7 protein-coding genes are annotated in these 13610 nt (G+C 52.8%); 5 read left to right on the top strand and 2 right to left on the bottom strand.

Going from position 1 to position 13610, the window contains the following annotated elements:
• The first annotated feature begins 323 nt into the window (after positions 1-323).
• Entirely contained in the window at positions 324-2978 is a 2655-nt protein-coding gene (locus tag ACYVI1_RS31245; RefSeq protein ID WP_460915568.1) for a two-component regulator propeller domain-containing protein, read from the top strand.
• A gap of 3 nt (positions 2979-2981) precedes the next feature.
• Here ACYVI1_RS31245 and ACYVI1_RS31240 read toward each other — a convergent pair whose 3' ends face one another.
• A complete protein-coding gene (locus ACYVI1_RS31240; protein ID WP_460915567.1) occupies positions 2982-4280 on the bottom strand; it encodes a Gfo/Idh/MocA family protein in 1299 nt (432 codons plus the stop codon).
• Between the two features lie 151 nt (positions 4281-4431).
• A complete protein-coding gene (locus ACYVI1_RS31235) occupies positions 4432-5490 on the bottom strand; it encodes a glycoside hydrolase family 130 protein (RefSeq protein WP_460915565.1) in 1059 nt (352 codons plus the stop codon).
• Between the two features lie 266 nt (positions 5491-5756).
• Here ACYVI1_RS31235 and ACYVI1_RS31230 point away from each other — a divergent pair, with 266 nt between their 5' ends.
• From ACYVI1_RS31230 to ACYVI1_RS31215, 4 genes are all read left to right on the top strand, one after another.
• Positions 5757-6827, top strand: a complete 1071-nt coding sequence (locus tag ACYVI1_RS31230) for an NHL repeat-containing protein (protein ID WP_460915563.1) — start codon at positions 5757-5759, stop codon at positions 6825-6827.
• A 15-nt stretch (positions 6828-6842) separates the two neighbouring features.
• Positions 6843-8384, top strand: a complete 1542-nt coding sequence (locus tag ACYVI1_RS31225) for a c-type cytochrome domain-containing protein (protein ID WP_460915562.1) — start codon at positions 6843-6845, stop codon at positions 8382-8384.
• Positions 8385-8560: 176 nt separating this feature from the next.
• On the top strand, positions 8561-12046 hold the full coding sequence (locus ACYVI1_RS31220) for a DUF1553 domain-containing protein (protein WP_460915561.1): 3486 nt from the start codon (positions 8561-8563) through the stop codon (positions 12044-12046).
• A 30-nt stretch (positions 12047-12076) separates the two neighbouring features.
• Positions 12077-13525 (top strand): DUF1501 domain-containing protein, encoded by a 1449-nt coding sequence (locus ACYVI1_RS31215; RefSeq protein WP_460915559.1) that lies wholly within the window; start codon positions 12077-12079, stop codon positions 13523-13525.
• The last annotated feature ends 85 nt before the right edge of the window (positions 13526-13610 follow it).

Genomic DNA, 13610 nt, shown 5'->3' with positions numbered 1-13610 from the left:
GTAGGTACCTGCTAACTTGACTCCAAAAATGGGGCTACATCAATACTACATCATTCTGGCTTTTTTAAGCCGCTAATGCTGTTTTTCATCACATCATGGTCTGTTTCACACGGATTGCTCTAACGAACGTATGCCTGGCTGTTGATATACGGTTTATCCGTCAGGTCTGCCTTATATGTATTCTCGCTATCGGGCTGGTACCTGTTTGCCAGGCACAGTCTTCGTATGCATTCTGCCGACCGGAATTAATTCAGTATACCCATCAGCAATATGGAGCGTATAACCAGAATTGGAGTGCGTCTCAACACCCCCAAACGCGCTTCATGTACTTTGCCAATTCCAGGGGTTTACTCGAGTTCGATGGCAGCAGTTGGAAGACCTACGAGTTACCCCGGAAGCAAAAAGTCAGGTCGGTGGCTGTTGATAAGCAGGGGAAAATCTATACAGGTGCACTCGGCGAGTTTGGGTATTGGGCACCGGGCGAGACGGGTGACCTGGTATACCATTCCCTGGCTCCACTCATTCGGGAGAAAGCATTCCGAAAGGAAGAAATCTGGAATATCCTGCCCACTTCAGAAGGGGTTATATTCCAGTCATTTGCGTTTATCTATCGCTACAGGCAGGGCCGCATGAAACGGCTCCAGGCACCGGGTACTATTTTATTTGTGCATCAGGCGCATAACTACGTCCTGCTTGAAGTTATCGACAAAGGGCTTTACCAATTAGAGGGCGACGAGTTTAAGCTGGTGAAAGGCAGTGAATTTTTAGGAAGCGAAACGGTTAATACCATTCTGCCCATCGCCGAACAGGAGGTGCTGATTGGCACCGAACGGGCTATCTACCGTTACGATGGCAACCAATTCAAACCGTTTAACGACCAGCTTAATGCCTTTATGCAGCAAAATCGGCTTAACCGGGGGTTGCGGGTAGGGCCTGACCTGTACGCGTTTGGGACGTTGCTGAATGGTGTGCTGATTACTACTGCCGATGGCCAGATTCGCTATCATTTTAACCAGAAGAACGGCCTGCAAAACAGCACAGTTCTGTCGATGTGCCAGGACAATGACCATAATCTTTGGATTGGCTTAGATAAAGGCATCGACCTAATCAACCTTAACTCGCCAATTCGATATTTTACCGATACCGAAGGCGAACTCGGAACACTGTACGACATAGCTCGTTTTGGCAACAAGCTCTATTTAGGCACGAATCAGGGGGTTTATTCCAAACCATTGGCGGGTAAGGATGGCCTTTTTCAATTGATAGCGGGTACGCAGGGGCAGGTTTGGGATTTGGCCGTTGTCGATGATCAACTTTTGTGTGGTCACAACAAAGGCACATTCCAAATCGAGGGTGTTCAGGCCCACCTGGTATCGAAGGTTACAGGTGGCTGGGTCCTGAGTCGGCTGAAACACCACCCGGACCGACTCATTCAGGGAACCTACACCAGTTTATGTATCTACCAGAAAGACGCACGCGGTCAATGGATTTTCTCGCATAAAGTTGATGGTTTTTCGGCCCCGGTTCGGCAATTGGAGGAAGACGAAACGGGCAACATCTGGGTCAATAAGGCCCCCAATCAGGGATTGCAGCGTCTTCGATTATCCGCCGATTTGCGCCGGATCGAAGCCAGTAAAGAATATACGGATACCGACGTTCAGGGACCGGTGCTCAATCTCTGCCGGGTCCAGAATCGAATCGTTGTTACGTCAGCTAAAGGGGTAAGCGTGTATGATGCCCGCCATGACCGGTTTATTCCCGCAGCAACGATGTATGCCTGGGCTAAACCGGGTATCCGAACGATTTTTCCGATGCCCGACTCGACCTTAATTTTGCTTCGCCAGGATGGGACAGTGGCCTGGGCACAGCCCCGTGGGCGAACATCGCGCGATATACCCGTGCGAACAAATCAATGGGTAGAAGATTATGAGAACATTGTGCCGCTCGACACCGGGTACATTGCCTTTTGCCGCGAAAATGGGTTTGCTTTATTGCCGCATACGGAACGGACGATACCTACTGAATCTATTGAACGTCAGCCAGTTATTCGGTCAGTAACGGTTGTCGACGAACCTGATGTTCACCATACGTTCTGGGGAACTACTCCTGAACTGTCATTTTCTCACCGGCAGGCAAATCTGTTGATTACCTTTTCCACACCCTACTATACGCGACCCGTCAAGTATAGTTACTGGCTCGAAAATGGCACGCAGGCCTGGTCGCTCTACGCGGCTACACAGCAAAAAGAGTTTACCAATCTGCCACCCGGTCGGTATGTGTTTCAGTTGAAATCGAACCTAAGTTCGGTAACGCGTTCGCTGACGTTTGACATTCGGCCGCCCTGGTACTGGAATACCTGGAGTAAACTGGTCTATGCGCTTTTGGTGGTCTATTTCGTGTGGTGGTTTTATCAGCTTCATCTTCGGCGGGTGGCTATTCAGCAGAATCAGGTTCGGGAAAAATTAGAGGCCAAACTGCGCCAGCAGGAAGAACAAAGTCAGCGCGAAATTATTTTGCTGCAAAAAGAGCAACTGGAGCAGGGGCTGATTCGGAAATCGGAAGAGTTAGCCAACTCAACGATGGCGCTTATTCAAAAGAATGAACTTCTGGTGCAACTTAAAGATGAGCTGAACCGGGTGAAAGCCCGTTCGGGCAATCGGCTCCCCAGCGATGATTTTCAACGCATGAACGTGTTGATCGACACCAATATTTCGAGCGAACAGGACTGGAAACTCTTTGAGGCTAACTTCAATAAAGTTCACGAACAGTTTCTGAAGCACCTGATTGATAACTACCCCGACCTGAGCCAGGGCGACCTTAAATTAGCGGCTTACCTGCGGATGAATCTATCCACTAAAGAGATTGCCCAACTGCTGAACATCACCCACCGCAGCGTTGAACTGAAACGCTACCGGCTCCGCAAAAAACTCGACATCGACGCCGATACGAACCTGAGCGAATTTATGATAAAGTATTGAAAATTAGACTAAATCCCACCCCTTCCGGTATTCCCGCGAGAGCAAAGCGTTGGCTTCGGGATTATGCCTGAATTTTTCCTTACGGGCGTTCCATTCCAGCGGCTGACCGAGTCGGTACGAAATCAGGCCGAGGTGCATGGGCAGCGTCATTTGCCGGGCATAGGCTAAGTTCGACTCGGGCTGTTTGCGGGATTTCACAGCGTTGATGAAGTTCTGCTGATGACCCGGCGACCGTTCGAGGACAATCGGAATCTCTGGTACATCGGTCATCATCACCCCGTTGATGGTAATCTCGCGGGTGCTGTAGTCGCACAGCAATGTACCCTTGTCGCCCTCGAAATAAGCGCCAATGCCTCGTTTTTCGGCTCCCGGCACGTTGGGTGGTGTGCTCGTCCAGTGCAGGTTCAGCCCGTCGAATTCATAATCAATGTCAATCCACTTGGGAGCATCGCCGATGCCTTCGGGAGCCTCGCCCTTTGCCCGGATACGTTTCAGACCGGTTGGGTTAATGGCCCACCAAACCACGTCGGCAATGTGGCACCAGAAATCCTGAAACACACCGCCCGAATAATCCAGAAAATAGCGATACGTGAAATGGCATCGTTCGGGTGTGTAGAGCGACGCCGGGGCTGGCCCCTGCCACATATCCCAGTTTAGCGACGCCGGGGGCATCTGGTAGTTGGCCGGACCGAGTACCGGCGGAAAGCCCGTTTTCCAGAGCCGAACGGTATGGACTTTGCCAATTGCCCCCGCCTGAATAATTTCGACAACGCGGTGGTAATTATCACCGGCGTGGATTTGCGTCCCTAACTGAAAAATGCGGTCATAACGGTTCAGGGCTTTCAGCATCTTCTGCCCTTCGCGAACACTGTACGACAGTGGTTTTTCGCCATATACGTCTTTCCCGGCCTGAAACGCCATAATGGCAACCTGCGCGTGCCAGTGGTCGGGCGTGGCGCAGGTAATGGCGTCGATGTCGTTGCGGTCGAGCAGGTAGCGAAAATCGGCGTAGGTTTTGGCGGTCGTGTCGGGTCGGTCCGTCGCACGGTGAATTTTCTGGAGTGTACTGAGGGCTTTGTCGACGTGCGTCTGGTCTAAATCGCACAGGCCGACGACCTCCACCTCCGGCAAATTACCGAACCAGTTGAGGTGGTTGGTGCCCATCCCATTGACGCCAATATGGGCCACACGCACCCGGTCGCTGGGGGCAACTTTTCGTTTCAGGCTGGGAAACAGGGCCAGGCTTAGGGCAGCCGCCCCGCCTTGTTTCAGAAAGTCCCGGCGGGTAGCGTGATGTATCATACGAGGAGGGAGCCGGTTTGTTCGCCTATACCAGCTTAGTTCCTAATGGTCATATTGCCACCTATCTACTGTATCTGAGCACAATTTATTCCCGATAAACTTTATTCGTCAACACTCAGGCAATCGACATCTGCAAGTTCATCAAAAAACATTATCGAGTCACTAACTCCGCCAACCCCACGCCTGAATCGGCAGCGCCGTAATACACCCAGATTTTACCCCATTTATCGCTCTCCTCCGGCCATTGCACCCAGCCATTCGAAAATACAACATTCGGGAAGAATCCCGCTTTTTCCCAGGCTAACTCCGGCGACAAAAGCGGCACATCGGAGCGGTCCAGCAGAATGGAGGGGTCGTCTTTGTCGAGCAAAGCCAGCGCCAGCGAATACGCGTGGGTAGCGTCGGCTCCGTGGTAGCAAACCAACCAGCCCTCGTTCGTCAGGATGGGTTCCGGCCCGGCTCCAATCTTGCCGCCTTCCCACCCAAAACGGGGGTCATCGCCACCGCGCCCGCAAAACAGAAACTGGTGGTTTCCCCAATGAATGCCATCTTCCGATTCGGCCAGCCAAACCGACGGCTTGCCAATGTCCGACACCATTGGCCGATGCAGGAGGACGTACTTTCCACTAATCTTCTTCGGAAACAAGGCTACATCTTTGTTGGGTGGGGGTAGAATCATACCCATCCGCTCAACATGAACAAAGTCTGTCGTTACGGCCAACCCCACGCCGGGGCCATGTTCCGACACCGCCGTGTACGTAATCCAGTATTTGCCTTCCAGAAACGTAATGCGTGCATCTTCAATCCCATACGATTCGTCCATGCGGGCCGGAAAAAGGAACGGCTTCTCATCAATTGTGAACCGAATCCCATCGCGGCTGCGGGCTAAGCGGAGGTGACTCAGTGAACTTAGGTAGGTTTTCCCCTGAATCTTAATAACGCGCGGGTCGTAATCTTCTTCAGGTTCAGGAACGTGTTTGACCGTCAGCACCGGAATGCCGTCCTGGTCCTCAATCAAGGGGATGGCAATAAACCCTTTCTCTGCCTTTGGGGCTTCGGCTACGCGCAGCAATAGCAGCACTTCACCCTTGAAAAAGCAGGCTGCCGGATTAAATGCGCCCAGCACCTCAAAACCCTCGATGCTGGGCTTAACGTCACTCGTTTGCAGAATAGGCTGGTCGGACAAACGCCGGAGCTGGTAATTTTTCATAACAGGTTGTCGTTAATGGAGCGCAGATTTATTTATGACTTGTTAAGCCGGTTTTGGCCGCAAATAGGGAACTCCAATTACCCGATTGGCCCGACCCGCATCAACCGGACAATAAACCCGCGTTTGGTTGCCCATGTTTTCAATCAACTTAATCCTTCCGCAGACTGAACACAAGATTCCGGGCTGTTGTGTTAGTAAGTTGCCCACAAACCAAATGCAGTAAAGTTTACGTAGTCGCTTCTTTTTCAGTAAACACAACAATCGCTATGGCTTCTTACTTATCACGTCGGTCATTTGTGCGGCAGGCTTCGCTGGCAACAGCGGCTGGTCTGTCGATTCCAGCCAGCCTATCCGCCAAATCGGGAAGTCGTTCGGCTGAGCAAACAGTGCTGGGTCATAACGGATTCCGGTATCGGGTGGTGCCGGGCTGGGGTGTGCTCGATGCTGATAAAAACCCCGTCAACGACTGCCATGAGATGGTTCAGGATGCCAAAGGCCGGATTATTCTGCTGACCAACGAGACTAAAAACAACATATTGGTTTACGATAAGTCGGGTAAATTGCTCGAAACCTGGGGGCACGATTACCCCGGCGGTCACGGCCTCACGCTTGGTGGCGAAGGCAACGACCAGTACCTGCTCATCTGCGATACTGACCGCCATCAGGTTGTCAAAACCGACCTGAAAGGCCGCGAACTGCTCCGAATAGATTACCCGAAAGAAACGGAGAAATACGCCTACCCAACCCAGTTTAAGCCAACCGAAACGGCTATCAATCCGGCCAATGGCGATATTTATGTTGTTGATGGCTACGGCCTTAACCATGTGATGCAGTACGATAAAGCCGGTAAACTCATTCGCTACTGGGGCGGTAAAGGCGAAACCAACGACACGTTCGATTGCTGTCATGGCATCGCAGTCGACCGGCGAGTAGCTGCTAACCCAACCCTGCTGATTACTGACCGCCGGCATAATGCACTGAAACGCTTTACGTTAGATGGTAAATACGTATCGACCATTGCCCTGCCGGGGTCTTACATTTGCCGCCCCGTTATTCATGGCGAGAACATTTACGGGGCTGTCTTTCGCAGCACGTCCGATTCATATCCTGATTCGGGCTATATTCAGATCTTAGATAAAAACGACCGGGCTATTTCAACGCCGGGCGGAACAGAACCTGTTTATCAGGCGAATAAACTCGGCGAACAACGCAAAGACCGGAACGCCAGTCCTTTCCTGCATCCGCACGATGTGCTGGTCGATGAGGACGATAGTATTTATGTGGCCCAATGGGCGTCTAAAAAAACATACCCGATTAAATTAGAGCGCGTTGCCTGAGTTTATACCTTACTTATGACCAACCTGATACTGTTGCAGTCCACAGCACCACCATCCGATTGGGTGCTGTTCTGGGGACATTTTCACCCGCTCATCGTTCACCTGCCCATTGGTTTTCTGCTGATTGCTGGTCTGCTGGAACTTGACCGGCTCACCCGGCGCAATTCCGTTAGCCCACATACCATCACGCTGATTTTATTCTGGTCGGCGGTGAGTGCGACCATGGCGTGTGTGTTTGGGTATATGCTCTCGCTGGGTGGGGGCTACGAAGCCGACACCCTGAATTCGCACATGTGGCAGGGCATTGGAGTGGCCGTTTTTGCCTGGATTGCCTGGGCCGTTAAGTCGGAGAACCTGGGTCGTGTGGTGCCATTTGCCCAGCTTATGTATCTGCCTGCGCTTGGTGTAGCGCTCTTGCTGCTGCTATCGGCAGGGCATTTGGGCGGCAACCTGACGCATGGTTCTGATTACCTGACCCAACACTTACCGGGACCATTCAGGGCGTTGGCGGGCTTGCCCCCTAAACTACCGGCCCTGAAAGTTGAACCCATTACCGACGTAAATAAAGCAATGGTCTATCAGCAGATTGTCAATCCGATTCTGCACAGCCGCTGCATTCAGTGCCACAATGCTGATAAGTCGAAAGCGGGACTGCGATTAGATACGCCTGATATGATTAAGAAAGGCTCAGAAGATGGGCCAGTGTTTGTGGCTGGGAGAGGTACTGGCAGCGAACTGGTTAAAGTTTGCCTGCTGCCCGAAGAAGACGACCACCACATGCCGCCCAAAGGCAAAACCCAACTCCAGGAGGGTCAGATTGCCTTGCTCACCTGGTGGATTGACCAGGGGGCACCCTTCGATAAGAAAGTATCCGACCTCAAGGTGAATGATGCCATCCGGCCGGTACTGGCTTCGCTGGGCGGAGGTGGTTCGGTCGAATCGGGTGGGAGCCGTGTTGCTACCGGCCGTAACGACGGACCACCCGCCCCCGACTCGCCCGTGTTGACCATGAAACTGCCAGCCGCCGACCCGAAAGCCATCGACGAACTGAGGAAAACTGGGTTGCTGGTGCTTCCGTTGTCGAAAGAGCAGAACCAGTTGGAGGTGAGCGCGGTGAATGCCCGTACCTTCAGCGATGCCCAGGCTACAGCTTTACCTAAACTCAGCAACCAGATTGTCTGGCTAAAATTGGGCGATACGCAAATTTCCGACGCTGCGCTGGCGCAGGTGGCCAAGCTGAAAAACGTACAGAAACTGCACTTAGAACAGACCGGCATAACCGATGCCGGACTAAAACAATTGAAAGGCCTCGTCAACCTCGAATACCTCAACCTCTACGGAACGGCCATCACCGATGCGGGTTTAGCTGAGTTAGTCAACCTGAAAAATCTGAAAACGGTTTACCTATGGCAAACCAAAGCAACTGAACAGGGCATTGCCAGCCTGAAAAAAGCCATGCCTAACCTCGACGTCATTGGCGGTATCAGCGAACAGGCCGTCGCCGAATTTGCCAAAACCAATTCATCGGAAGCAAAACTGGCGGCATCAAAAAAGTGATAATGAATCCCGGACATTTATGGCTTGTGTGGTGTCGGGTTCTCAAACCCGACACCACACAAGCCACCTCTCTAACTGACAAAATAGGCGGATAACAAGAGAAGATAGTATGAATTTATATGCCCATTTAGTCGTTATTTTTGTAAAATCATTTCATAATCAATCAGTTCGCTTGTATGCCCGTCTGGTCTGACATACGGTTCCGATACGTTTTGCTCAGTGCAACGACTGGCTTATTTGGCGCGTCAATCTGGCTGACAGCCTGCCATACGTCCGTCGAAAAACCGGCTGATATTGTTGCCGCCGAAGCCAATCTGCCCGAAAAAGTTGATTATAACCTGCATGTCAAGCCAATTCTGTCGGATCGCTGCTTTGCGTGTCATGGCCCCGACAAAGCCAAGCAGCAGGCCGGCTTGCGCTTAGACACCCCCGAAGGTGCCTATGAAGCCTTAGCCAAGAGCGGCCATACAGCCATTGTGCCGGGTAACCTTTCAAAAAGCGAATTCGCACACCGCATCATCAGCACCGACCCGGAGGAGATGATGCCCACTCCGAAATCCAATCTGAGCCTGAATGCCGAAGAGAAGGCCATATTGCTGCGTTGGGTGGAACAGGGGGCCGAGTATAAACAACACTGGTCGCTCATTGCGCCCACGATGCCTGAACTGCCAAAAGTCAAAGACGAGCAGTGGGTAAAAAACGACATCGACCGATTTATTTTAGCTAAACAGGAGGGTCAAAAACTAAAGCATTCGCCCGAAGCCGATAAAACGACACTGCTCCGGCGGGTAAGCCTCGACCTGACGGGCCTGCCGCCAACTCCCGCCGAAGTCGATGCGTTTCTGGCCGACAAATCCCTGAATGCTTACGAAAAAGTCGTAAACCGATTACTTAGTAGTCCGCATTATGGCGAACGCCAGGCTGTTGAGTGGCTCGACGTAGCCCGGTATGCCGATACGCATGGCTATCAGGACGACGGCTTACGCACCATGTGGCCGTATCGGGATTGGGTGGTTCGGGCCTTCAACCGCAATCTTTCGTTCGACCGCTTCATTACCTGGCAGTTGGCCGGTGATTTGCTGCCCAATCCGCACAAAGACCAGCTTATTGCAACGGCCTTCAACCGCAATCACCAGCAAAGTCAGGAAGGTGGTATTGTGGACGAAGAATATCGGGTCGAGTACGTGGCCGACCGAACCAATACGTTCGGCAAAGCCATGCTGGGGCTGACGGTTGAGTGCGCCCGCTGCCATGACCACAAATATGACCCCATCAGCCAGAAAGATTTTTATTCGCTGTTTGCCTTTTTCAACAGCAATAACGAGCGGGGCCAGATTCCCTACAATGGCGAAGCCGCCCCAACAATTACCCTGACAAAGCCTGAAACCGACGCGAAACTCAAATTTATTCGCGAACAACTTACTCCGCTGAGCCAGCAGCTAAACCCCAACCGGCCTGAGTATCAGCAACGGTTTAGCCAATGGCTGGCACAGGCTGGCACCCGCCCCCTCGCATCGGCAGACTCCGGCCTCATCGCACACTATACGTTCGACGAAGCGGATCGAACCGACATCGGCGAATTCGTGAAGGCGCAGAACGAAAAAAAGAAACGCGAAGCCGAACAGAAGAAGCAACTCGAAGAGGAAAAACAAAAGAAAGAAGGGATAGCTAAAGCCACAAAGCCCGCCGATAAAAAACCCGAAAAGAAGGAGCCTCAAAAGCCAAAAACAAAGGAGGAACTCTGGAAAGACCCCCGCAACGCATTTGCCAATTCGGTCAGCGATACGCTGCCTGCCCGCTTAGGTGGCGACGCCGACAAAGTGCCTTATGCCGTGCCGGGTCGTTTCGGGAAAGCGCGCTTCCTGCCCGGCGACAGTTTTATCGAATTACCCGGCGGTTTTGCGACTTTTGAACAGAATCAGCCATTTACGATCAGTAGCTGGTTTAACCTGGCCAAGCCCGGCATGGCCCTAACGCTCCTGGGCCGCACAACCGGCCCGATGGATGGTCAACGGGGGTATCAGCTCGATCTGCTGGCCGACGGGCGTCTGAAACTGTCGTTTAGTCATGTGTGGCCAGCCAACGCTATTGATATTGAATCAGTAGAGAAAGTGCCGGTTCATCGGTGGTTTCAGGTTGCTTTCGCCTATGATGGAACGGGTCACGCAAAGGGGCTTGCACTTTACCTCAACGGCCAGCCTGTACGGACGAAAGTGGTTACCGACCACCTGATTCACAGCATGGTATACGGTAAAGATCAAAGCCATTGGGCGCAGCATTCCTTCTACGTCGGGCGAATGCACGATTATTTCTACAAAGACTTTGCCGTTGATGAACTACGCATATATAATCGCTGCCTTACCCCACTTGAACTGCCCAAATTAGCCGGGCGGCCCGATGCGCTCACAGCCGCTTTGCATGAGTCCACGGCGAATCGTACCCCTGCACAGCGAACGGGTTTGTACACCTACTACGTCAAAACGCAGGACCCAGGCTACCGGGCGTCCTACGCCAAAGCGATGAGCCTGCGGGGTGAGCAACTGATGCTCTACACCAACTCCGACCAGGTAATGATTATGCAGGAACGGGCCGTGCCCCGCGAAACGCATTTACTGAAGCGGGGTGCCTACGATGCGCCTGGCGAAGTGGTGACCCCGGCTGTTCTGCACAGCCTGAATCCGTTGGAAGAGTCAATGCCTAAAAACCGGCTTGGTCTGGCGCAGTGGCTGTTATCCCCTAAGAATCCGCTGTTTAGCCGGGTCATGGTGAATCGGATGTGGCAGCAATATTTTGGGCAGGGCATAGCCAAAAACAGCGATGATTTTGGCAATCAGGGTGCGCTGCCCAGCCATCCTGAATTGCTGGATTATCTGGCTCTGAAATTCGGCGAAACGGGCGATCCGGCGCACCGGTGGAACCCAAAGGCTATGCACAAGCTGATTGTGATGTCGGCTGCGTATCGGCAGGCATCGAGTGTACCGGATAAAATACGGGAAGCCGACCCCGATAATACCTTCCTGACCCGTGGGCCAAGTTACCGGATGTCGGCAGAGCAGGTACGCGACAATGCCTTAGCCGCCAGCGGTTTGTTGACGCAGCGCGTTGGCGGACCAAGTGTTTTGCCCTATCAGCCGGATGGAATCTGGGAGGCCCTGGCCACACGAAACGCCGTCAAATACGTTCAGAATCACAGAGATAGCCTGTATCGACGGTCGATGTATACGATCTGGAAACGCTCGTCGCCCCCGCCGATGATGCTCAATTTCGATGCAGCCGAGCGACATACCTGTGTGGTGAAACGCCAGAAAACCAGCACACCGTTACAAGCGCTGGTAACGCTCAACGACCCGCAGTTTGTGGAGGCCGCGCGGGTATTGGCTCAGCGGAAGCAAGGAGCCGGAAACCCGACCGAACAGGAGTTGATTAATCAGGTTTTTAAAGCGGTAGTGAGCCGACCGGCCAGACCCGCCGAAATAGCACTGATGAAGCAACTCTATGCCGACGAAGTGGCGGATTTCAGAAAAAACCCTGCTCGGGCAACCGAATTATTGGCCGTAGGCGAGTATCCGGTTGATAAAAAACTCAATCCGGCTGAGTTAGCTGCCTGGACGGTCGTGACGAGTACCATAATGAATTTCGATGAAGCGATTATTAAACGATAATCATCAGTCAATACTGACTGACGACTACAAATGGATATTCAGGATCAACTACATGACCAACTAAGCCGCCGGACGTTTCTGGGCCAGGCCAGCGCCGGTTTAGGGACTATCGCCCTGGCCTCGCTGCTTAATCCGACGAATTTGTTTGGTGGGTCGACTGGCGAAAATCCCGCCGTTGGCAAGCCTCACTTTCCGCCGAAGGTGAAACGGGTGATTTATTTGTTCCAGAGTGGCGCTCCCTCGCAGTTGGAGTTATTCGACTATAAGCCGAAACTCGAAGCCATGTGGGGGCAGGATTTGCCCGCATCCGTCCGTAATGGCCAACGGCTCACTGGCATGAGCGCCGGACAAAGTTCGTTTCCGCTGGCGGCATCGAAATATAAATTCGCCCAGCATGGCCCCGGCCAGATGTGGATTAGCGAGTTGCTGCCCCACACGGCCCGTATTGCCGGTGACCTGACATTTATCCGCTCGTTACATACCGAAGCCATCAACCACGATCCCGCTGTGACATTCTTCCAGACCGGAAGCCAGCAGGCCGGTCGGCCGTCGTTCGGTTCGTGGATTAGCTACGGGTTAGGATCTGACAACCAGAATCTTCCGGTGTTTGTGGTGCTGCTCTCCAAAGGGCGTGATGGCGACCAGCCGCTGTATGCCAAACTCTGGAGCAATGGCTTTTTGCCCTCGGTGCATCAGGGCGTGGTGTTCCGGTCGGGACCAGACCCGGTCTATTACCTTAACAACCCGCCGGGCATCGACAAAGCAAGCCGTCGGCGAATGCTCGATTATTTGGGAAAAATGCACCAGGAGCAGCTTAAACACGTGCTGGACCCGGAAATCAATAGCCGGATGGCACAGTACGAAATGGCGTACCGGATGCAAACGTCCGTACCCGAAACGCTCGACATCTCCAAAGAGCCGAACTATATTTTCGACATGTATGGCCCCGAAAGCCGCAAGCCCGGCACGTTTGCTGCGAACTGTTTACTGGCCCGGAAGCTCATCGAAAAAGATGTGAAATTCGTGCAGTTGTACCACCAGGGTTGGGATCAGCACGGCAATTTGCCTAAAGACATCAAAACCCAGGCAAACAGCGTCGACCAGCCTTCTGCCGCGCTGATTATGGACCTCAAACAACGCGGCCTGCTCGATGATACGCTCGTGATCTGGGGCGGTGAGTTTGGGCGGGGGGCCTATTCGCAGGGGAAACTTACCCGCGACAACTACGGCCGCGACCATCACCCGCGTGCCTTCTCCATCTGGATGGCCGGCGCCGGTGTTAAAAAGGGACTAGTCTACGGCGAAACCGACGATTTCGGCTACAACGTCGTCAAAGAGCCGGTTCATGTGCATGATTTTCAGGCAACGGTGCTGCACCTGCTTGGCGTCGATCATGAAAAACTAACCTTCAAAAGCCAGGGCCGACGCTATCGGCTGACGGACGTTCATGGCAAGGTGGTGAAGCCATTACTGGCGTAGGTGCAGTTAGATTTTGTTGCGGTAAATTTACTGCCGATGGAAAGTATTTACCGAAAGACCGTTTTTGATGCCTGATGGGTAGTCT

This window comes from Spirosoma areae (genome assembly GCF_054781775.1).
This window is presented reverse-complemented; position numbering and strand designations above follow the sequence as displayed.